This is a genomic window from Streptomyces zhaozhouensis, from assembly GCF_900230195.1.
Taxonomy (GTDB): domain Bacteria; phylum Actinomycetota; class Actinomycetes; order Streptomycetales; family Streptomycetaceae; genus Streptomyces; species Streptomyces zhaozhouensis.
The window spans coordinates 22,641-43,886 of the sequence record NZ_OCNE01000002.1; the positions used below are offsets into that span (position 1 = coordinate 22,641).

Here is a 21,246-nt window from a genome sequence, read left to right on the forward strand (position 1 = left end):
CCGGAGAGCTTCGGCTGCACACCTCACGCCCGGGAGGGGGGCGTCCCCCTCCTCCTCCCGGCGCACCGTCTCGCTGAACTCCCCCGATTGAAGCTTCCAGCTCCCATGTCAGTACCCTGCGCGTGGCAGGAAATCGATCGTGTCCGATGTCGGTCAGAGCTACGTCACGCTTGATCAAGGGCGATGACAAAAAGGGAACTTACCCATCAACGACGCACAGGTGTGAGGGTCGTTCGACCGACAGCCTGGAACGAGCCCCACGGTGAGGGATCACGCTGCTGAACACCCCGAGACCTGACGCCGGGCCGGCGGAGCGGGAGTTCACCCGGTTCGCGTACCGGTACGCGAACCGCCTGCGGGCGGTCGTGGTCTGTGCGTGCGCGGTGCTCGGCGTGCTGGCGATGCCCCGGGAGCAGATGCCGACCGCCGCGGCCGTCGCCTGCGTCGCCGCCGCGTGGAGCGGCTGCCACCTCACGTGCGCGGCGTCACGGTGCCGCCCCGGCCTCCTCTTCGCCGCGGACCTGACGCTGGTGAGCGGCCTGTGCCTCAGCCAGGGGATCACCGTTCCCGAGACCGAGGACCTGCACGGCAACACCTGGATACTCGTGGCCGTCAGCATCATCGTGGTGACCTACCAGCTGACCCACCGCCCGGTGTTCGCGGCCCTCGCCGCGCTCCTGCTGTTCACGGCCGACCTGGTGGGGCTCGTGGTGGACCACCCGGGCACCTGGACGTCCGCGCTTCCCCAACTGGGCTGGCTGCTCGTGCAGGCCGCGCTCGCCCGGCTGCTGTACCAGCTCGTCCTCCGCAGGAGTCGCGCCGCCGACCGGGCCGCCTCGGCGGCGGCCGAGGCCCGCCGCCGGCACGAGGTGGCGCAGGCCAGGCGGAGGGCGGAGGGCGAGTATCTGGCGACCCTGCACGACACGGCGTGCGCCACCCTGATGATGGCGGCGGCGCGCGGCTCCTCGATCGACGCCGACGTGCTGCGGCGTCAGGCGGCGTCGGATCTCGAACGGCTGGCGTCCATGGGGCACCTGACCGGGGAGGTGGAGCTGGCCACCGAGCTGCGCGCCGAGGCACGCCAGCACCCGGTCACCGTGGACACCCGGCTCGCCGACGCGCTCGGCTCCGTGTCGCGTCCCGTCGCCGCGGCGCTGCGCGGCGGCCTCGGGGAGGCGTTGCGCAACGTCTCCCGGCACGCGGGCGTGACGTCCGCGCGCCTGACCGCGGAACGCGACCGGGGCACCGTGGTGGTGACGCTCAGCGACGAGGGTGTCGGCTTCGACCCCGCCCGCCTGCCCCGCCAGTCCCGGGGGGTGGAACGCTCCATCGTCGAGCGGATGACCGCCGTCGGCGGGATCGCCACCGTCACCTCACGCCCGGGGCGGGGTACCTGCGTACGGCTGGAGTGGCCCTGTGTCCGACTCCCTGACTGAACACGCGCTGACCGAGGACATCACCGCCCACATGCGTGACGGGCTGCGGGTCGGAGGGCTGGTCATCCTCACCGTCATCCACTTCGGGCTGGCGCTGCCCAAGATGCTCAGCCACCTGCCGACGTACCCGCACGCCTGGGTCGCGCTGGCCGTCTTCGGCCTGCTGACGCTCGTCATCGCGGTGGACGTGTTCCTGGAACTGACGGGGCGCCGGCGCCCGCGCTGGTGGAGCACGGCGGCGCTCGTCGGCACACTCGCCGGATCGGTCGCCGCGACCAGCCAGGTGCCGGCGGAGTACTACATGGGCGCCTACCACTGGACGTTCCTGGAGATCGGCTGGTTCGGCGTCCTCTTCCTCCACCGCCGGGGCCTGCCCGCCACCCTGGCGTTCCTCGGCACCCACCTGTGCCTCACCCTGCTCCAACTGCTGCTGGCCGGCTTCCCCAGCCGGACGGACGCCGTCGGCATGTGCGTGAGCGCGCTGGTCATCTGCACGTTCCAGGTCTCCGCCGCGATCCTGGCCCGGCTGGTGCGGAACTGCGCGACCGCCGCGAGCGCCGCCACGCACGAACAGGAGCGGGTGAGGACCCAGGCCGCCATCGGCGCCCAGGTGCACGCCGACCACCAGGCGCGGTACCAGGCTCTGCGCGCCGCCGTCATCCCGCTGCTCACCGGGCTCGCCGACGGCTCGCTGAGCCCCGAGGACGAGGAGACGAGGCGGCGGTGCTCCCTCGAAGCCGCCAGGCTGCGCAGGCTGCTGGCGGAGAGCGACCAGGCGTCCGACCCGTTGGTGCACGAGCTGAGGGCCGGCGTCGCGGTGGCGGAACGGCACGGCGTCGACGTCCAACTCGCCGTCCTGGGAGCGCCGGTCGCCGTCCCGCGGGACGTCCGCCGCGCGCTGACGGAACCGATCCTGGCCGCCCTGACCGCGGCCCAGCGGACCGCCAGGGCGACCGTGGTACGCCGTGACGGGACGGTGCGGCTCAGCGTCGTCATCGACGCGCCCGCCTCGGAGATCCCGCTGCCCGCGCGGCGGGACGCCCGCGTGCGGGTGCGCACGCTGCACGGCGAGGGCAGGCTGTGGGTCGAGGCGGCGTGTGACCGTCAGAGCTCCTCCAACGAGATCAGCCCGTCCTGAATCGCCTTGGCCACCAGGTTGGCCTTGGTGGTGGCCGGGCGGCCCACGTTGGCGTACTTGATGCGCACCCGCTCCAGGTAGGTGTTGACCGTGCGCACCGAGATGCCGAGGCTCTCCCCCACCATGACCTTGGACTCCGACTGGAACCACTCCAGAAGCACGTCGATCTCGCGCGGGGTGAGCGTCGGACGGCCACTCGTGACGTCGCTGCCGAGCGCTCCGGCGAGCGCCGGGGGCGTGTACGGCACGCCGTCCGCGGCGGCCAGCGTGGCGGCCACCAGGTGCCGTTCCCCCTCCGCCTTGGTCAGATAGCTGACGGCCCCCAGGTCCAGACACCTCAGCGCCGCCTCCTGGCTGTCCTGCATGGTGTAGACGATCACCTGCCGCTCCTCGGCGACGAGATGTCGCAGCGCGCTGTACGCCGGTGAACCGCTGGAGAGTTGGAGGTCGAAGACGACGACCTCCGCCGCGCGGCCGGGACCGGCTGTCGCGACCGACACGTCGGGGCCCTTGCCGCGCACCTCGATGGGCCGGTCGGAGGCCGCGTACCAGGACTCAATGCCCGCGAGCACCACGGGGTGATCGTCGATCAGGGCGACGCGCACCGGCTCGGTCCTCGAAGGCGGCACCTCCCGCACGCGCGCCTCGTCGGCCGGCGCGGTGGCGCAGCGGTCGGTCATCGCCACCCGGCACCCGCCGGCGGGACGGCGGCCAGGGGCTGGAACGCGCGGCCGCGGCCCCCGTCGCCACGAGGAACGCCGGAACCGCTCAGCGCGCGTACTTCCCGCTGTCGCACCGACACCCCCGTGAACGCAAGCCGACATCGTGCCCGCGAGGGGCCGCCACAGGAGCGGGTCGCGGCGTCGCCCTCACGCCCGACCCACTCTTGCCCAGCGAAGCGATTGCAGGTGACAATGTTTCTTCCAGGCGCAAAAGCGCTGACCACGGGGGACCCGGGATGTTACGCGTACATTTCACCGATGCCGATCTCGCCCGGACTCGGATCGCCGGCACCGTGAGCCCGCTGTGGGAGATCACCGGAAGTCTGCATCGACTCCAGGGACGACGCGGACGGTGGGCGTACGCGGACTGGCACCACGCGGCACGGACACGGCTGAGGCGGCAGGGACTCGAACGCGCCCTGACCGGCATGTTGCTGCCGCTGTTTCCGAGGGCCGCGTATTTGCCGGACTTTCTGACTCCGACACAGGCCGAGGAGGGCCTTGACAGCGGAATTGAGGCGATACTCGCCACGCCACCGGAGCGGGTGTCGGCGGAGGTCGCCCTCCTCGAACGGGTGGTGGGCGCGCCCGAGTGGGCGGCCCGACTCCCGGAGTTAACCGTGCGGTTGGACCTCGTCGCCGCCCTGCGCGCGTACCACGAGGCCGCGATCGTCCCGTTCGCCGAGCGTATCCAGGCGCGCATCGACGCGGAACGGTCCGCTCTCGCCCGGCGCCTGCTGGACGGCGGAATGGACGCGCTGCTGGCCGGACTCGGCCCCACGATGCGATGGGAGCCACCGATTCTTTGTGTGGACTATCCGGCAGAGGAGCGGGACCTCCATCTGAACGGCCGCGGACTGCTGCTGATTCCCTCGTATTTCTGCTGGCACAACCCGATAAGTTTGGCCGATTCCGGGCTGCCCCCCGTGCTGGCGTATCCGCTGCTGCACGACCGGACGATGGCGCCGCAGGCGCGGGGGACGAGAACCAGCCGGCAGCAGGTCTCAGCCAAGGCGCAGAAAACGCGGAAGGAGCCAGCCGGCGAAGCCCTCAGCGCATTGCTGGGGCAAACACGCGCCACGATTCTGCTCGCCACCGCGGAAGGCGCCACCAACGGCGAACTGGCCCGCGCCGCGGGCGTCGCCGCCTCCTCGGCCAGCAGGCACGCCACCGCCCTGCGCGACGCGGGCCTCCTCACCACGAGCCGGCACGGCGCCAGCGTGCTGCACACCCTCACCCCGCTCGGCGCCGCGATGCTTCGCGGCGGCGGCTTCGACGACGGGTTCCGGCCCGCCGACCCGGCCCCGCGCGAGGAGCGGCGGGCCCGCCGCCGGGACCCGCGGAGCCGCACGTCACCGGCCGTCGCGCCGCGCCTCCTGTCCTGAACGGCCCGCGGGCAGGCGGAAGTTCCCGCGCGGATGTCCCACGGGACGCGGGTTGCCGGGCAGCGGCGCGGGTCGCTAGGGTCGGTCGGGTGACTGCCGGGTCGGCCATGGGCCACGCACGAGTGAGGTTCCCGGCCCCGGCGTGAGCCCGAGGCGGGCCAGAGGCCCGCCGACTCTCCGCGTCCCGACCGCCCGCGCCCGCACGCGGCGCCCCTCCCCAGCGGACCCCGAGACCGGAGACACCTCACTGATGCCCCACGACCAGCAGCACCCGCGCGACGCCGAACCGGCGGCAGCCGGCGTCCAGTTGAACCACACCGTGATCCACGCGAGCGACCGGAGCCTGTCCGCCGGGTTCCTCGCCACGCTCCTGGGCCTGGAGGTCGGCGCCCCGTTCGGGCCGTTCCTCCCCATCGACCTCGGCAACGGCGTCACGCTCGACTACTACGCCAAGACGGACGAGCCGATCCAGCCGCAGCACTACGCCTTCCTCGTCCCCGACGAGCGCTTCGACTCCGTCATCGCCCGTCTGGAGGCCGTCGGCGTCACCTACTACGCCGACCCCCACCACACCGAACCCGGCCGGATCAACCGTCTCTTCGGCGGACGCGGCGCCTACTTCGAGGACCCGGACGGTCACAACATGGAGGTCATGACGCGGCCCTACACCCGTCCCTAGCACGCCCCACCCCCAGGACACGGCCGGGTCGTCCGAGAGGTCACCGTTCCTGGGCCACGCCGTGGCCCAGGAACGCACGTCAGCCGGGGCAAGTCTGTTCGTAGGGAAGCCCCGGGGCGTACCGCTCCCACTCCTCGACGGTCAGGCCGGTGCCCAGCAGCCGGCAGGCGTGGCCCGTGGCGTCCGCGGCGATGGCGGGAAGGGACCCCAGGTCCCAGAACTCCACGGTCCCGTCGGCCGTGGTGACGGCCAGCGTGGTGCCGTCCGGGCTGAAGCGCACGTCCGTGACGTCCTCCACGGTGTCGGTCAGGGTCGCCGCCCGAGCAGGCAGGGTCGGATCGGAGACGTCCCACACCGTGACCCGTCCGCCCCAGCCGCCGCTGGCGGCCAGAGCGCCATCCGGGTGGTACCCGACGATGACGAAGTCATCGTCTGCGGACGGGAGTGCGGACACGAGTCGGGGTCCGGGCCGGAGCGACCACAGGGCCAGCCGGCCACTGTTGTCCGAGGTGAGGAGGTGTCCGTCGGGCCCGAAGGCGGCCTGGGACGGGGAGAACGCGGGCATGGTGTAGTCCCCCCGCTCGGTCGGCAGCAGAGCGGGCTCCCCGGGGTCGGTGACGTCCCAGACGGAGCCCGGCAACACCAGCGCCGTGCCGTCCGGACTGAAGACGACGGGGGTATTGGCCAGGGACGGCAGGTTGAGGTCGGCGTCCCTGGTCGCGGCCAAGGGGTCCTCCGCGGTCAACGGCGCGGGCTCGGCCGGCTCTCCGGTGTCCCACAGGCCCACCCAGGCCGGCTCGAGGAACCTGGCGCCGGCCACCGCCAGTACCGCCGCGCGCGGGCTGAAGGCCAGGGCGGTGACGCCGGATACCTGCGGCAGGACGGCAAGCCGGGACGGCGCGGAGGGGTCGGAGGTGTCCCACAGCTCGACCCTTCCGTGCTCCATAATGTCGCCCGCCTGGGTGCCTACCGCGAGCAGGGCCCCGTCGGAACTGAAGGCGACGGCGTGAACGGCCTCGTTGCCGACCGGCAGCGGCGGAAGCGCACGGGGGGCGGTGGGCTCGGTCGTGTCCCACAGCAACACGCTGCCGTCGTAGCCCGCCACGGCGAAGACGGTGCCGTCGGGGCTGAACGCCGCCGCGTTCGGAGACCGACCGCCGGTGTCGGCTGTCGCGCCGAGGGCCGGGGCGGAAGGGGTGGTCAGCCAACGGGTCAGTCCCCCGTCGTGGTCGGCGAGCGTCACGCCGCGTCCGTCGTCGTCGAAGGCCATGCTCATCACGGGCGAGGAGTGGCCGTTGAGCGTCGTCACCTGTTGGGAACGTTCCGGGTCGCCGACGTCCCAGAGGGTCGCCGTGTCGTCGAGCGCGCCCGTGACGAGGTGGCTGCCGTCGGGGCCGAAGGCGAAATCCGTGACCGTGTCCCGGTGGCCAAGGGTCGCCAGGGACTCGGCGTTCGGCGGGTCCGTGACGTCCCACAGAGTGACGGTGTTGTCGTAATCGACGGCCAGGACGGAGCCGGCCGGATGGAAGGTGGCCTTGTTCCCGAAGCCCCTGCGTTCGGTGATCTCCACCGGACGACCGGGTTCGCTCACGTCCCACAGGGTCCAGCCGGTGCGGTGAGTGATCGACTCGGGGGTGAGAGGGCTCTCGGCGGTGACGATGCCGGATCCGGTCACCAACGTGTTGCCGTCCGGGGCGAACTCCACGTAGTCGGAGTCGAACGCGCTCACCGGTGCGTGCAGCTGACGCGGCGCATCCGGGTCCGAGACGTCCCACGACGTCAGGGTGCCCCGCGCGCCGCCCGCCACGACGGCCAGCCTCGTGCCGTCCGGGCTGAGGGCCGCACCTCGTGGATCGTCCAGGTCGGGCAGGTCGAGCAGCCGCGCGGGGGCCGCCGGGTCCGCCACGTTCCACACAGTGACACCGCCGGCCCGCGGCTCGACGTCCTCGTCCGGCTCCTCCCCGGCGCTGTAGACGACCGCCAGCAGCCGCTGGTCAGCGCTGAAAGCCAGGCTGTCGGCCGGGAGAGAGTGTGCGTCCACGGCGGTGAGATGGCGGGGGCGGGTGGCGTCGGCGGTGTCCCACAGGTGCACAGCGGTGTCGTCGCCGTAGGGGGTCGCCGTGGCGAGCAGACGACCGTTGCTGCTGAAAACGGACATGTCCACCCCGTCGGACGTGAAGCTCGAACCCCCCGCCAGGTGCGTGCGTTGAAGCGTCGCGGTCAGTCCCTCGCGTCCCTCCTCGGTCGGGTTGACACGCAGCGCGGCGAGGCTGAGCCGCAGCGAGGTGCGCGGGTCACTGTCGCGCAGGTTCTCGGCCTCGGCCTGCAGGGCGCGGCCGGTGGCGATCCGACGCTGCTCCTGTGCGTCCGCCCGCTGTTCCTGAGCCTCGTTCCGCTGCTGGAAGCCCACCCCCGTGGCCACGAGGGCCAGGCACAACGCCACCACAGCCGTCCGCAACCGTCGTTGCAGGCTCTGCCGTTGCCTTCGGTCCCGGGCGCGTTCCCGCTCGGCGTGTTCGCGTGCGGCCCGCAGGAACGCCCGGTCCACACGGCGGAGAGGTCGCCCGTCCGCGTTCGGATCGTCCAAGGCGGACGCGGCTGCCAACCGGGAGCCGCGGTAGAGGAAGGACGAGTCCCGTCCCGCCGCCTTCCAGGCGTCGGCATCGTCCTCCAACTGCTGGCGCAGCAGCAGGCCGACGCGATCCCTCTCGACCCAGCGGCGCAGCCTCGTCCAGGCCCGTAGCAGCGCCTCGTGCGAGATTTCGGCACCGTCCCGGTCGACGATGATCAGCCTGGCCGCTGCGAGCCGGTCGCGGACGTCCTCCGTGAGCGACCGTTCGGCATCGGGAAGCCCTTCCACCAGCGCTCCCGCGCGCACCCGGCGGCGGGCCACCACATCGCCGCCGTCACCGGTGATGTGCACCATACGCAGCAGCATCCGGCGCAACGCCCGTCGCCGCCGCGGATCGAGAGAACGGTACAGCTCCTCGCTCGTCGTGGCGATCGACTGCCAGATCCCCCCGGTGGCCTGGTACCCCGCCAGAGTGAGCGTCGCGCCACTGCGGCGCACCCAGATCTCCCGCAGGGCATGAGCGAGGAAGGGCAGCGCCAGAGCCGCGTCCGGGGTCGCGGCGTCGTCCGCCCGGCCCTGCCTCAGATCGTGGAGCAGGCGGTCGGTAAGCCCGTCCTCCAGCGTCAACCCGACCGCACGCGCCGGGCCTTCGACGGCGGCCCGCAGCGCATCGTCGTCCATGGGGCGAACCGCCACCGGGCCACGTTCCAGGGCACGGGCGAGAGCGGGATGGCTCAGGCAACGGCCGTAGAAGTCAGCCCGCAGGCCGATGACCACGCGCGGCCCGGGTGGGGAGTCGCGTGACACCTCGCCGGCGAGCACGTCGATGAACGCCGCCCGCTCGTCCGCGTCCTGGCACCGCGTGAAGACCTCCTCGAACTGGTCGACCACGAGGAGCCGGCAGTCGCGGTAGCCGGGCAGCGCCCCCGGGAAGCGGCCCCGCGCGAGCTCCTGCCGAACCTCGTCGACCGGCCGGCCGGTGGCCCGCGCCCACAGGGCGGCTAGAGCGTACAGCGGGCGCTCGCCGGGGGCCGGGAGCAGCAGCGCGGGCCAGGGGACCAGGGCACTGCCGGCTTCGTGCCGCTGTGCGAGACCGGCGAGCAGTCCGGCGCGCAGCAGGGAGGACTTGCCGGCTCCGGACGGGCCGAGCAGCACGAGCGGGCCCGCCGCCGGCGCGCGGACGGCGTCGAGCAGGCGGTCGGTGAGGTCTTCCCTGCCGTGGAAGTGGGCGCTGTCCTCGGTGCGGAAAGGTTCCATACCCGGGTAGGGGCACGGAACGTCCGCGGGCGGCGCCGTCTCCGGCCCGGCGGCGGGCCGGTAGGCCGCGTTGCGCGCCAGGGCGACGCGACCGATGCCGCCCTCGCTCTGCCGACGCGGCCGAACCGGCCCGTCGCGGAAGCGGCGTTCGAGGGCGGTGTGCACGTGGTCGAGGGACAGCCGCACCGGGCCCGCGGGGTCGCCGGCCCGCAGCAGGTTGAGCAACTCCCCGCTGAACAGCGTGTGTCGCGCGCCTTCCGGCGCGAAGGAACGGGCGTAGTAGGAGGCGGAGGTGAGCAGGAAGCTGCCGCCCGGGCGCGCGGAGACGAAGGGGTCCCTGGCCGAACCGTCGGCCGACACCGAGGCGAGCCCGGAGAAGCAGCAGTCCAGGATCACGACGCTGCCGCCCGTGGCGTTGCCCAGCAGATCCCTGACGGTTCGGTAGGCCACGGCCTGGCCGACGCGTTCCTCGGAGACGCTCGCCCGGGTGGCCAGGTACAGCTCGTCGCCGGGCCCCAGCAGGCCGTGCCCCACGTAGTAGAGCAGCACCGGCCCCGAGGCGTTGAGGGTCACCCGTTCGACGAGGTCGGTCACGGCCATGGCGTCAGCCTCCGCCGGCACCCGGTGCACGCGCTCGGGCGCCAGGCCGCAGACGTCCACCAGCGCGCCCGCGACGTCGTCAAGCGTGCTGTCCACTGCGGGCAGGTCGAACAGCCGCGATTCCGGCACGTGGCTGCCCGTACCGACGAGGATGGCGTGGGCACCTCGCAGGGCGAGATCGCCGGTGTCCGAGCCGTCCTCGTGGTTCACGCCGTGCGCCCGGTCATCGCCCCGCCGGGGTCCCCTTCGGCGTCGGTGCCCGAGTCGGAGTCGCAGTCGCCGGGTGGGTCCGTGGCCGCCAACTGCCTGACCAGCTCGGCCACGGACGCCGCGTCCAGCGACCGGACACGGGTCGAGGACACGGTGATCTCCGTGCCGTCGGGGCGCGTGACGGTGACGGTCTGGTTGCTGCGGCGGCTGTGGAGCCAGGCGACCAGCGCCCCGGCGAACACCGTGGCGACGCCCCCGGGCTCCAGCACGGCGGTCAACGCGTCCGAAGCCGTACCCATGACGTCCCGCCGCCGAACGACAGGCTGCCCCGAACGCACACGGCCGCGCAACTCCGGCTCCGCGGCCAACCACCGGCGCAGCTCCAGGACTCCGTCCGCACCGTCCCCCCGCACAGCCACGGTGAAGCGCATGGCCCCCCTCAGGAACGAGCCGCCTGAACCACAGTGCTCACCTTCAGCCTACCCGGCAGACCCGAGTCAACTCCCTTATTTACACGGCCTGTTGTGCCCTCCCCTCCCCGTCTTCCGCACGCCAGCGAGGCCAGCCGGCTGCCGTGTGCGGGGACGTACCCGGACGCGGGCTACCGGGACCAGGTCATCGACGAGCTCTACCGCATGGAGCATCGGGTCGCGGCGCGCCTTCGCCCGGGTTCGACGCCGCCCGCGCGTCCCTCCGGCGCCCTCGAGCACTGCGTCGAGATCCACCTCGACGCCATCGACGGCACGTACCGGGGCCTGGCCACCGGCGGGGGCGAGGAGGACCTCCTCGCCGAACGCCGCGTCGGGCGCGGCCTCCCGTGCGGGGGCGCTCCGCCGGTCAGCCGTCCGCGCCGGCTCCGAGGAATCGCCGGAGGACGTTGCCGGTCACGGTGGAGACGGCGTGGTCACCGGTCCGCAGACCGTTGACCCACTCGCACGTGCCCGCGGTGAAGACCTCCCCCGCGCCGCGCGGGAAGGACACGACCATGCCCGCCCCCCGAGCGAACCGGCGGCGGTTCCGCTCGGTGTAGGGCTCCCCCGCGATGTCCGCCCGGTAGCGGGCGTCGCCGTCACCGAGCATGAAGTGGCTCCGGTCGACGGCACGTCCGTCCTCGGCCGCGGTGGACCAGTTCATCGCGACGATCTCCAGGCCGGCCGGCGCCCCGTCGGTGCCGCTCGGGTACGGCAGCCCGTCGCGGAACTCGTAGTCGAGTCCGTCGACCTCGTAGGAGAAGACGGCCGCCTCGTCGCCGAAGGTGTCGGCGTACCCGAGTCCGGCGCCCTCCAGGGACCAGTGCTCGGGGCGGAAGACCGTGTAGCCGCGCGAGGAGCGTGGCGCGAAGGCGCCGAAGCCGGCGTACATCCCGCGCAGCGCGTTGACCCCGAAGGTCGTCGCCCCCGGGTTGCCCACCTCGGGGTCCTCCCAGGCGCCGGTGAGCAGGTGGTGTGCCGCGGTGCCGGCCACGGGGTCGCGACGGGAGGCGTCGTACTTGTAGGCGACCTGGGAGGCGCCGTCGTCTTCGAGCCGGATCTGCCACATGAAGTTTCCGGCGAACCGCGCGACCCGACCGCCGCCTTCGACATAGCGGTCGACATGGTCGCGCATCCGGGCCGTCCAGTACTCGTCGTGGCCGGCGAAGACCGCGCACCGGTACGGCGTCAGCGCCGCGGGGTCGGCGTGCAGGTCCTCCTGGACCAGCAGGTCGACCTGGTGGCCCCTGGCCTCGGCCCAGCGGAAGAAGTGCCGCTCGTAGGTCGCCCAGCCGGACGCGGCGTAGTACTTGGCGTAGCCGTGCAGGTAGGCCCACTCGGCGAACTCGTAGCGGGGCGGCCGCGGCCCGCGCGGACGCGTGCCGCCGACCATGCGCGGAGCCCCCTCGGGAAGCCAGACCTGCCCCCGGGCCCAGGGCCGTTGGCTGGAGAGGACCGGCGAGCGCCCGCGAGCGGTGCCGGGGTGCAGCCCGAAGTAGTGGTTCGCGCCGCCCCAGTCGTCGTAGGCGGACCAGGTGCATGTGGCGAGCACCTGGACCAGCGCGTCGGGCCGGGGGCTGGGGGCGCGGACGACCAGGAAGTGGTGACCCAGCGGACGGTCCGTGGCGGGCGCGGAGGGGTCGCGGAACTCGACCAGGTAGGGGCCGGGGTCCACCCGTGCCGGGACGGTCCAGGTGGTGGTGACGGCCCAGCCGCACCCGGACTGGTAGGCGTCGGCCGGCACCGGCTGGAAGTCGACCGAGGTGAGGCGCTCGGTGTGCACGGTCTCCTCGTGCGCCCCGTCGCGGTAGATCCGCATCTCCAGGTCGGACCGGGTCGCGGAGACATGGAGGGCGACGACGTCTCCCGGCCGGTACGAGCGCCGGTCGGAGTAGCACCACGCCGAGGGGTGTCCCTCAGGACGCGGGACCTCCACCCAGACCCGTCGTGGCCCCGGTGGCAGGCCGGAGACCTGCTCGGGAACGAGGTCACCGCCGGGGCGTGCTCCGTCTGCGGTAGGGCTGGACACGTGCGGGTCCTTCCTGTCGGGGTCTCCGGGTCCGGCCGGCCGCTCCCGCCTCGCCCGCGCGTCGGACGGGTGCGGGGGCCGCTCGACGGTCCCGCGGTTCCGGGGTCACGGGCGGAGCAGCCCGGACCTCGGCGCGTCGCGCTCGGTGCGGGACGCGCTGTCGGGCTGCTGCTGGGAGGCGGGGGTGATGTGGTCGTGGCCGCCCTTCGCGGGGGCGGTCTCCGGCAGCACGAACAGCGTGAGGAACGAGACCGCGACGGCTGCCGCCACATACCAGGCCGGCATCAGGTCGCTGCCCGTCCTGCTGATGAGCCAGGTCAGGACGAACGGCGAGGAGACGGAGGCGATGACGGAGAGGTTGAAGCCGAGCGAGACACCGGTGTAGCGCACCCGGGTCGGGAACAGTTCGACCCAGACGCACACCAGCGGCCCGGTGTAGCAGCCGAGCGCGAGCCCGCCGACGAGGGCCTGGAGGACACCGATGACGGCCAGGTTGCCGCCGTCGAAGAGCAGGAAGGTGGGGAAGACGAAGACCAGCATGGCGACCGAACCGACGAACAGCGGCGGCTTGCGACCGAGGCGGTCCGACAGCCGCCCCGCCACCGGGATGGTCAGCACGTACGCCGCGATGGCCAGCGAGGTCGTGAGGAGCGCGTCACTCTCGCTGTAGTCGAGTTCGGTGCGCAGGAAGGTCGGGGTGTAGACCAGCACCACGTAGTAGCAGACCGTCTGGCCCAGGGCGATGCCGGCGACCTTGAGGACGTTGGCCCACTGGGCCTGGAGCGTCTCGCGCACCGGGGAGCCCGCGACGTCGTCCGACTCGGCGATCTCCTGGAACGCGGCCGTCTCCTCCAGCCGGAGCCGGATGTAGAGCCCGACCATGCCCATCGGGATCGCGATCAGGAACCCGACGCGCCAGCCCCAGCTCTCCATCTGGGCGTCCGTCAGGGACGAGGTGAGGGCGAACGCGAACAGCGACCCCGCCAGCAGGCCGAAGCCGGTGCTCGCGGGCATGAGGCTGACCATCATCCCGCGTCGCCTCGCCGGCACGCTCTCGGCGATCAGCGCGGCACCGCCCGCGTACTCACCGCCGGCCGAGAACCCCTGGACGATGCGGGCGATCACCAACAGGACGGGGGCGGCGACGCCGATCGCCGCGTAGCTGGGTATCAGGCCGATCGCACCGGTCGACAGGGACATCAGGATGAGCACCAGCGCGAGGGTGCGTTTGCGGCCGATCCGGTCGCCGAAGCGGGCGAAGACGACGCCTCCGAGCGGGCGGGTGATCACCGGCAGCGCGAACACCCCGAACGTCGCGAGCAGCCCCGCGGTGGGGTCGTCGCTCGGGAAGAAGACACCCGCGATGGTGACCGCCATGAAGCCGTAGATGCTGTAGTCGAACCACTCGATGAAGTTACCGATGGCACCGGCCACGGTCGCCTTCCTCGAATTGGCTGGTGTCGTTGTCGCCATCGCCCGTCCCTGTCCGCTGAAGTCGGTTCCCGTGGTCCGCCGCGGCGGGCTGGAACGTCCGGATCCGCGACGTCACCGCCAGCCGACAGCGCTGGCGTGGAACGCTAGATCCGTCCCGCACACAGGGGTAGGCGGTCAGAGCTGAGCCAGCCATAGGGTTGTCCTGTCGCGGGACGGCCACCGCCGTTTTCGGGGGTGACCACCTCACGACAGATAGCTACCCTTTGCCCGGTTTCGGCACATCATACGAAACGCACGGCCACGAGAGAGACAGATGACCCTCAACCAGCTGCGAGCCTTTGTCGCCGCCGAACACCTGGGCTCGTTCACCGCGGCGGCGACGTCTCTGGAGATCGCCCAGGCTTCCGTGTCGGAGCTGATCCGTCGCCTGGAGGAAGAGCTCGACGCGGTGCTGTTCGTCCGCGGCTCCCGCCAGCTGTCGCTGACGGCGGCCGGCGCGGAGCTGCTGCCCTACGCGCGGGAGAGCGTCGCGGCCGCCGACGAGGGAACCCGGGCGGTCCACTCGCTCGGCTCGCTCAGCGGCGGGACGGCGACCTTCGGCGTGCTCCGCAACGCGGACTACTACCTGCTGAGCAACCTCGTGCAGACCTTCCACCGCCGCTACCCCGCCGTCCGGGTGCGCCTCGTCGGCCAGAACTCGGCGGAGACCGCCGCGGCGATCTCGGCGGGGGAGATCGAGGCCGGACTGGTCGTGCTGCCGGTCGACGACCAGGACCTGCTCGTCTCGCCACTGCTTCAGGACGAGGTGGTCTACGTCAGCGCCGACCCGGAACACGCGGCGGAACCGATGACGATGGAGACGTTCGCCCGGCGCCGCCTGGTGCTCTACGACGCCCACTTCGGCTGGCGGGACCCGACCCGGCGCCAGCTCGCCGACCGGGCGCAGCTCGCCGGGGTGCGGATCGAGCCGTTGATCGAGATCGAGCATGTCGAGGCGGCCCTGAAACTCGTCGCCGCCGGCATCGGCGACACGGTGGTGAGCTCGGCCCTGATGACCAGCCCCACCTTTCCGCCCGGCCTGCACACGGTCTCCTTCGCCGAACCCCTCTTCGACACGATCGCCTTCGCACGGAAGCGCGGCCGTCCGCTGTCCCGGGCGACCCGGGAGTTCGCCCGGCTGGCCGAGGACGCGATCAGCGAGGTCCGCGGAGGAGAACCCCGACCCCGGCTGCCCCACTGAACACCCCGGCCGACCAGCGTCGGGTGAGGCCCGCTCGCATCCCCCCTCTGAGCTGCCACGACGCGGGAACAGAGGGTTTCCCTATGCCGCGTCTAGCTCTTACCGGCTAGTCCTGTGCCACGGAGGTGCCTAGCTTGGTCGCCATGCAGATCACCCCTTTCGAGGCGGCCCAGCTCGGCCCGCTGACCTGGCTGAAGAAGCCCACCGTCGACGGCCCGCCGGCCCAGCGCGACCCGAAGGTCATCGAGCGGGTCACCGAGATGCTGCGCGCCATCGAGCGCCACGGCCTCGACGCCGTACGCCGGTACTCCCGGGAACTCGACGGCTGGACCGGAATGCTGGAGCTCGGCCCCCAGGAGCTGCGTCGCGCCGGTGACGCCCTCCCCGCCGACGTGCGGGCCGCTCTGGAGCTCGGCCACGAGCGGACGAACGCCTTCGCCGTCGCCCAGCGCGAGCACCTCACCGACTTCGAGATGGAACTCGCCCCCTCGGTGGTGTGCGGACAGCGGTACGTCCCGGTCAACCGGGTCGGCGCCTACCTGCCTGCCGGCCGCTTCCCGCTGCTGGCCAGCGCCTTCATGACCGCCGGAGTCGCCAAGGCGGCGGGCGTGCCCACCGTGCTCGCCTGCACGCCGCCTTCGGGCGAGCACGGCCCGCACCCGGCTGTGCTCTACGGCGCCCACCTCTCCGGCGCCGATCGGGTGTTCGCCCTCGGCGGTGTCCAGGCCCTCGGCGCGATGGCGTTCGGGCTGCTCGACGAGGCCCCCGTCGACATGCTCGTCGGCGCCGGCAACGCGTTCGTCACCGAGGCCAAGCGCCAACTGTTCGGCAGGGTCGGCATCGACCTGCTCGCCGGACCGTCCGAGGTCGCGGTGATCGCCGACGAGACCGCCGACCCGGAGTGGGTCGCCGCCGACCTGCTCGGCCAGGCCGAGCACGGCCCGAACTCGCCGGCCGCGCTGGTCACCACCTCCGAGACGTTCGGACGGAAGGTGATCGAGGCGGTCGAGCGCCAGTTGGAGACGCTGGCGACCCGCGAGATCGCCGGCGCCGCCTGGCGCGACTTCGGCTCGGTCGTGGTCGCCCGGGACGCCGCCCAGGCCGCCGCCGTCAGCGATGTGTGGGGGCCGGAACACCTGGAGATCCAGACCGCCGACGACGAGTACTACCTGGAGCGCCTCACCTGCTACGGCTCGCTGTTCCTCGGCCGCTGGAGCACCGTCGCCTACTCCGACAAGGGAATCGCCGGCACCAACCACGTCCTGCCGACCGGCAAGACGGCCGGCTACAACGCCGGCCTCTCGGTCTCGCGGTTCCTCAAGCCGCTGACCTACCAACGAACGGCCAAGGAGGGCACGGCCGCCCTGGCCCCGGCCGTCGAACGGATCTCCGCGTTCGAGGGGCTGGCCGCCCACGAGGCCACGGCGACCCTGCGCATCGACGCGGTCGGCCGCCACTCGGGAGCGTTCGCCGGAACCCCGGCCGTCGAGCGCGACTGACCGACGCTTTCCCCCAGGCGGGACGCGGCGCGACCGGGGCGCGACCGCGGCGCCGGGGCCGCGCCTCCGGGCGTGGCCGGCAGGTGTGGGGGCCGGCGGGGGGTGTCGGCGCGCCGGGATGCCCAGCTGGCCGGGGGCGAGCAGCGGCGGCACGTTCTTGTGGGACTGTGGGGTCGGCTGCTGGTGGACGGGGAACGGGAAGCCGCCCGAGGCCGCGTCCCATTCGGCGAGTTGGCCCCCAGCGTGACCAACTCCGTTGCGGCACCCAGATGCGTCAGCCCGGTGGAGGTGTCGGAGGTGCCGCCGACGGAGCCCCTGGTGCCGGGCCAGTCGTCCGGGGTGGGGCCGCGGATGGCGCCGAACGGCGGGGTCCGGCGCTGCTCCATGGCCAGCGACCGGGCGTCGACCGCTATCTGGCCCGTGCCGTCGTGGTCCGCCAACGGGTAGGAGAGGTCGCCGTTGTCCTCGAAGATGACCATGTGCCCACCGCGCCGGCACGTCGCCGCCTCCCCTCCTCATCAACACCGACCGACCCGAAGCCGCTTTCGCGTCGGGAGCGGACGTACAGCTTCCCCCAAGGGCCCCGCCTCGGCGACCAAGGACGGACTCGCAGCTACTGGCCAACGTCCTGTGCTATCCCCAGGCTCGTGATCGAACCGAACCTCGTCACTGGCCGCTCCGTCTGCGGAGCCCCTCGCGGTCCGGCCCTACTTCATAGGCGAGACCGGTCCGACTCACCTCTTTTGGCCTGGGCATTCGTCACCAGACAAGCAATTGGCGCCCGTTGCTCCCGGTGCTCGCTCTGAGTAGCATCTCGCATGCTGCGGGGGTTCAACCTTGGGGGGATCGTGGCTCGACCGTCTGACTGGTCACCGGTGGACATGGACCGCGATCCGACGCCGGGGGATCCGGACGAGGTCCGGGAGTTGGCGGATGAGTTGGAGGAGTTCGCCGACGATGTCGGCGAGGCGCTCGGCAAGATCCGCGGCATGGCGGGCGAACGCGCCATGCTGGAGTGGGCGGGGCTGTCGGCGGACGCGTTCCGCCGTGAGTTCGACGGCGTGCCGGACAACCTGACCAAGCTGGAGGACTCCTACAGCCTCTGTGGTCAGGCGCTGCACACGTACTGGCCCAAACTCCAAACCGCCCAGCGGGAGTTCGACCAGTTGGGTCCGAACGGCGGAATCACACCGAGAGGAGAGAACTTCGTCACACAGCATCGCGGGTATGTAGACCGACTGAGAAACAAGTATCTCTCACTCACCGGCCGCAAGGGGAACATGTACACTAACCTGGTGGAATACCAGATGCAGCCCGGAACCCTGGATGCTCTCATCCAGGCAGGCCGCGGCTCGGGAGATAACCTGGCCACCATTTCTAGATATCCCGTTGAATTTCGCTGACGAGATCGGATCGAGCACAGAGTTCGTCCACGTGAAACTTGAGCGGGAAGGGTTGAACTTCGGTCTTCGCGAGGGGTCGGCAGACGTGTTCAACTCCAATATCATCAGCCACAACCTCCTCGAATTGGCAGGGCGATGACCGTGACGAGCTCTGGCCAGGACTGGGAAGAGATCTCGCGTATTGACGCGTCGCTACCACGCGGATTCCTGGGAGAAAACGAGACTGAGCGCATTCGGGAATCCTTTCCTGATGCCCCGCAGCGCATCGTGGGCTGGTTGAGGCTTCTGACCAACGAGGAGGAATGGGCGACTTTCAACCGCTTCGCCTTGCTGGCGGCAGAATTTGCACCCCCCGGTCTGGTCGACGTCCTCCGTCCCGTGCTTCAGGCGGCCCCGACTGCCGCCAATCAGGAGGGCCTGGTCGAAATCCTCGGCGATCTGGCCGACCCCGCCGCGACCTCGACGGTGATCGCCTACTTCGACAGGACCTGGCCTCAAGAGACCCCGTTCTACTCAAGCAGTGTGAAAGCGCTGGAAGCCCTCGGCGCCATCGGAACCGAAGAGGCACAGAGCTTCCTGCGGTCCCTGGCCGAAGACCACGGCAAACCCGCCCCACTGCGTTGGTACGCCGCAGTTGAGCTGCAGATCGAGGATGAGCTGGGATTCGACGAGGACACCATGCTCGCCAGCCAGTGATCTCGATCAGCTCTCGCGCAGGCGACTTGCCCGCCACGAGATTCCGGTGACCCGCTCCGCCATCTCCCGCTCCGGCGCCTCCGCCGCGTAGCGGCGGGGCAGGGCGTCGTGGTCTATTGATCAGAAACTCATGGGTTCCCGTTCAGGACGTAACGGACCGTGGGGCCGCCGAAGTAGCCGCGGATGATGTGCGGTTGACGCAGGCGTCTGCGGAAGAAGCGGCGGGTCTCGGCGGCGAGTTCGGCCTGATTCCTGGCTCGGTGCTGTCTCGGCAGGCTGTGCTTGAGGTCTGCGTTGACCAGTTCATCCGGGTTGAGTTCGGGTGAGTACGGGGGCAGGAAGTGCGGTTCGACCCGGTCCTCGTGGTCGGCGAGCCAAGCCCAGACGCTCTTCGAGCGGTGAGCCGAGTGCCGGTCGACGACCAGGTGGACATCGCGTTCACGGAGAACCGTTTCCCAGTGCGGCGGACGACTGGAGTCTGTCCCTTGGCGCCCCAGGCGCGGCCGGTGACCTGGTCTGACCGAACGCCGACCTGATCGGCGAAGAGCGCTTCGCCGTTGTCCGCAGCCGGACCTCTGCCACCTCTTCATCTTCATCGCCAACACCTGAGACCGGATGAGGATCATCGTCTTGCTGCAAGCCAAGCCTGTCCCGCTCCCAGGAAGAAAGAACCGAAGCCGAGGAATTCTCACACCGACCCACGGACGTTTCGGGCACACCGTCAAATACCTATGCGCCAGAAATGGGGCCGCCACCAATAGAGCGCCGTTCGATCACTGGGCCACGGCGCCTGTTGCACAAACGTAAGCTCGAAGTTGTCTCGCTCAAGATCTACAACTCTAAATCCTGCATCCTGCACTTCAGTCTCCCTTGGAGCCCTAACCAGATCGCTGAAGCACCTATCGCTGACACCGAGACCCAGGTAGTTCCGCTGAGCATCCGCTAGGGTTACCCTGTTCGCCCCGCCAGCATATAGCGGCCAACGCAACTGCAGAAGGTCATCCTCCCAGTAGCAGATCGGGCAAATCATTGATGACCCTGGCGGTTCCAGGTGGACGAGATAACCGCAACACGGGCAGGGGGATACGACGTCACGAAACACCATTACGGGATGACCACCTCCGGCCGCTTATCAAAATACCCAGGGAAATCACCGAAACCACGTCGGAGAAACTGCAGGACAGCTCCACTGCCCCTCGCACACTTCTGGCGTTGATCACGTCGTGAGCCCGTAAAGTTCCCACGATCGATGCGCCGAGAGAGATTTTCACGACGCAACTGAACAAGCATGAGGAGCGAATCCACAACGGTAAACCCCGACGTCTTCAGCGCGACATCATTACACCCGTCGACAATCACCATCCATACCCCAACCACAGGAAAGAAAGACCTGGAGTCGAGAAACTTTCACCCCGACTCATGCGCGTCGGGTACACCTGCCAACACCCAGGCACAGCATGGTATTCACCAGCAGAACCCCCACCCATCGCGTGCGGTTCCGAACCTGGCTGCGGAGCGCACTTGAGCCGCTTTCCGCCTCCTTATCGAGGTCGATGAATTCACGTTCCCTGGGATTGGGACTCCACACGAGTACGCGAGAACTCCACTGCGGTGCCGAGCGCCTCAGGGCGCGGGCAAACACCGGGAGGATGTCGCATTCGTAGCCATCGACGAGCGCTCGATCGAAGACGAGTTCCAATTTGAGTCGGTCGTTTTTCATAGTTCATCCAGCGGCGTTACGATGATTCGCCCTTGGTCGATAGCGTCGACCAAGCCTCCCGTTTGCGGAATTCTCGTTCCGCCTCCCGGACGCACGACAATCTCCAAGGGGACATCCATTTGGTCATTCGCGTATGCTTCGAAGTCACGTATTTGACTTCGATACTCCAGCACAGCAACATCCTTTGACTCGAGCATCGCACCGCACGCAGAAACAGATGCCGATACATCAAATTCCGGCCACTCTACATTCGCCTCGAGAACAGTCCGAGCTATTACGGCAGAATTTTCTGAATCACCGGATTAATAGCCAATCCAGGGATTTCTGAAGTCAGACGCGAATGCGCCTCTCGAAGAAAGCTGGAGAAAACACTCGCGAGCTCTTCATGCTCGACAGTAAGCCGCCAGAGCTGTTTCGATGAGGTCAAGACAATTAGATCGCTATCGCGATGCAGATGGATAACCTCTTCGCTCTCTGTGAAACCGAACGCCGCATCTTCTCCTGATGAGATACGCCTCTTCACATGAGAAAGCGCAAGGGCCAGATCCACGAGCGTCACAAATCTTCGCTTTGAGATCACATCCACGTTATCTACGAGCATCTCGACATTGACACCGAAGTACTTGTAACGAAGGTCAACCTCTGCGAGACCTGCAGGATCGCCCTGCTTGGCCCCCTCCCAGGTCTTCCGCCAGGGTGAACCCGGGTCTGGGAGAGAGAAGGAAAGATGAATCATGGTTTCTCCTTGTAGGAACT

Annotated in this window: 16 protein-coding genes; 8 read left to right on the plus strand and 8 right to left on the minus strand. The window is 70.2% G+C overall.

Annotation, left to right across the window (positions count from 1 at the left end):
- The first annotated feature begins 401 nt into the window (after window positions 1-401).
- Window positions 402-1,436, plus strand: coding sequence for a sensor histidine kinase (locus CRP51_RS03345; RefSeq protein ID WP_342749008.1), 1,035 nt, complete (start codon window positions 402-404; stop codon window positions 1,434-1,436).
- A complete protein-coding gene (locus tag CRP51_RS03350) occupies window positions 1,417-2,574 on the plus strand; it encodes a cytochrome C oxidase subunit IV family protein (RefSeq protein WP_141514533.1) in 1,158 nt (385 codons plus the stop codon). Before CRP51_RS03345 ends, CRP51_RS03350 begins: the two co-directional genes overlap by 20 nt.
- On the opposite strand, the gene CRP51_RS03355 is transcribed toward CRP51_RS03350, so the two are convergent.
- Window positions 2,541-3,254, minus strand: a complete 714-nt coding sequence (locus CRP51_RS03355; RefSeq protein WP_097229459.1) for a response regulator transcription factor — start codon at window positions 3,252-3,254, stop codon at window positions 2,541-2,543. The two genes, CRP51_RS03350 and CRP51_RS03355, sit on opposite strands and share 34 nt — an antisense overlap.
- 278 nt (window positions 3,255-3,532) lie before the next feature.
- On the opposite strand from CRP51_RS03355, the gene CRP51_RS03360 reads away from it, so the two are divergent.
- Both CRP51_RS03360 and CRP51_RS03365 read left to right on the plus strand, forming a co-directional pair.
- Entirely contained in the window at window positions 3,533-4,681 is a 1,149-nt protein-coding gene (locus CRP51_RS03360; protein ID WP_097229460.1) for a helix-turn-helix domain-containing protein, read from the plus strand.
- A gap of 250 nt (window positions 4,682-4,931) precedes the next feature.
- On the plus strand, window positions 4,932-5,360 hold the full coding sequence (locus CRP51_RS03365) for a VOC family protein (protein WP_097229461.1): 429 nt from the start codon (window positions 4,932-4,934) through the stop codon (window positions 5,358-5,360).
- 79 nt (window positions 5,361-5,439) lie between these two features.
- On the opposite strand, the gene CRP51_RS03370 is transcribed toward CRP51_RS03365, so the two are convergent.
- From CRP51_RS03370 to CRP51_RS03385, 4 genes are all read right to left on the minus strand, one after another.
- A complete protein-coding gene (locus tag CRP51_RS03370) occupies window positions 5,440-9,999 on the minus strand; it encodes a caspase, EACC1-associated type (protein WP_097229462.1) in 4,560 nt (1,519 codons plus the stop codon).
- A complete protein-coding gene (locus CRP51_RS03375) occupies window positions 9,996-10,430 on the minus strand; it encodes an effector-associated constant component EACC1 (RefSeq protein WP_097229463.1) in 435 nt (144 codons plus the stop codon). The genes CRP51_RS03370 and CRP51_RS03375 overlap by 4 nt, the downstream gene beginning before the upstream one ends.
- Before the next feature lie 406 nt (window positions 10,431-10,836).
- The gene (locus tag CRP51_RS03380) at window positions 10,837-12,498 is read right to left on the minus strand and encodes a N,N-dimethylformamidase beta subunit family domain-containing protein (RefSeq protein ID WP_097229464.1); all 1,662 of its coding nucleotides are present in this window, start codon (window positions 12,496-12,498) and stop codon (window positions 10,837-10,839) included.
- Window positions 12,499-12,603: 105 nt separating this feature from the next.
- On the minus strand, window positions 12,604-13,932 hold the full coding sequence (locus CRP51_RS03385; RefSeq protein WP_170970420.1) for an MFS transporter: 1,329 nt from the start codon (window positions 13,930-13,932) through the stop codon (window positions 12,604-12,606).
- A gap of 313 nt (window positions 13,933-14,245) precedes the next feature.
- On the opposite strand from CRP51_RS03385, the gene CRP51_RS03390 reads away from it, so the two are divergent.
- From CRP51_RS03390 to CRP51_RS03410, 4 genes are all read left to right on the plus strand, one after another.
- Window positions 14,246-15,172 (plus strand): LysR family transcriptional regulator, encoded by a 927-nt coding sequence (locus tag CRP51_RS03390; protein ID WP_097229466.1) that lies wholly within the window; start codon window positions 14,246-14,248, stop codon window positions 15,170-15,172.
- 143 nt (window positions 15,173-15,315) lie between these two features.
- Window positions 15,316-16,671, plus strand: a complete 1,356-nt coding sequence (gene hisD, locus CRP51_RS03395; RefSeq protein WP_097229467.1) for a histidinol dehydrogenase — start codon at window positions 15,316-15,318, stop codon at window positions 16,669-16,671.
- A gap of 818 nt (window positions 16,672-17,489) precedes the next feature.
- Entirely contained in the window at window positions 17,490-18,074 is a 585-nt protein-coding gene (locus tag CRP51_RS03405; protein WP_170970421.1) for a WXG100 family type VII secretion target, read from the plus strand.
- A 135-nt stretch (window positions 18,075-18,209) separates the two neighbouring features.
- Window positions 18,210-18,770 (plus strand): hypothetical protein, encoded by a 561-nt coding sequence (locus CRP51_RS03410; RefSeq protein ID WP_097229470.1) that lies wholly within the window; start codon window positions 18,210-18,212, stop codon window positions 18,768-18,770.
- A gap of 128 nt (window positions 18,771-18,898) precedes the next feature.
- On the opposite strand, the gene CRP51_RS03415 is transcribed toward CRP51_RS03410, so the two are convergent.
- From CRP51_RS03415 to CRP51_RS28420, 3 genes are all read right to left on the minus strand, one after another.
- A complete protein-coding gene (locus CRP51_RS03415; RefSeq protein ID WP_342749009.1) occupies window positions 18,899-19,396 on the minus strand; it encodes a transposase in 498 nt (165 codons plus the stop codon).
- Between the two features lie 95 nt (window positions 19,397-19,491).
- Entirely contained in the window at window positions 19,492-19,875 is a 384-nt protein-coding gene (locus tag CRP51_RS03420; RefSeq protein WP_097229471.1) for a CPCC family cysteine-rich protein, read from the minus strand.
- 889 nt (window positions 19,876-20,764) lie between these two features.
- Window positions 20,765-21,226 (minus strand): hypothetical protein, encoded by a 462-nt coding sequence (locus tag CRP51_RS28420; protein WP_141514535.1) that lies wholly within the window; start codon window positions 21,224-21,226, stop codon window positions 20,765-20,767.
- Between the last annotated feature and the right edge of the window lie 20 nt (window positions 21,227-21,246).

Excerpts from the sequence above, each read along its gene's own strand:
- CRP51_RS03360 (WP_097229460.1), top strand. The coding sequence starts at position 3,533 with ATGTTACGCGTACATTTCACCGATGCCGATCTCGCCCGGACTCGGATC.
- CRP51_RS03355 (WP_097229459.1), bottom strand. The coding sequence starts at position 3,254 with ATGACCGACCGCTGCGCCACCGCGCCGGCCGACGAGGCGCGCGTGCGG.
- CRP51_RS03390 (WP_097229466.1), top strand. The coding sequence starts at position 14,246 with ATGACCCTCAACCAGCTGCGAGCCTTTGTCGCCGCCGAACACCTGGGC.
- CRP51_RS03405 (WP_170970421.1), top strand. The coding sequence starts at position 17,490 with ATGCTGCGGGGGTTCAACCTTGGGGGGATCGTGGCTCGACCGTCTGAC.
- CRP51_RS03375 (WP_097229463.1), bottom strand. The coding sequence starts at position 10,430 with ATGCGCTTCACCGTGGCTGTGCGGGGGGACGGTGCGGACGGAGTCCTG.
- CRP51_RS03420 (WP_097229471.1), bottom strand. The coding sequence starts at position 19,875 with ATGGTGTTTCGTGACGTCGTATCCCCCTGCCCGTGTTGCGGTTATCTC.
- CRP51_RS03410 (WP_097229470.1), top strand. The coding sequence starts at position 18,210 with ATGACCGTGACGAGCTCTGGCCAGGACTGGGAAGAGATCTCGCGTATT.
- CRP51_RS03345 (WP_342749008.1), top strand. The coding sequence starts at position 402 with ATGCCCCGGGAGCAGATGCCGACCGCCGCGGCCGTCGCCTGCGTCGCC.
- CRP51_RS28420 (WP_141514535.1), bottom strand. The coding sequence starts at position 21,226 with ATGATTCATCTTTCCTTCTCTCTCCCAGACCCGGGTTCACCCTGGCGG.
- CRP51_RS03365 (WP_097229461.1), top strand. The coding sequence starts at position 4,932 with ATGCCCCACGACCAGCAGCACCCGCGCGACGCCGAACCGGCGGCAGCC.
- CRP51_RS03415 (WP_342749009.1), bottom strand. The coding sequence starts at position 19,396 with ATGATCCTCATCCGGTCTCAGGTGTTGGCGATGAAGATGAAGAGGTGG.
- hisD (WP_097229467.1), top strand. The coding sequence starts at position 15,316 with ATGCAGATCACCCCTTTCGAGGCGGCCCAGCTCGGCCCGCTGACCTGG.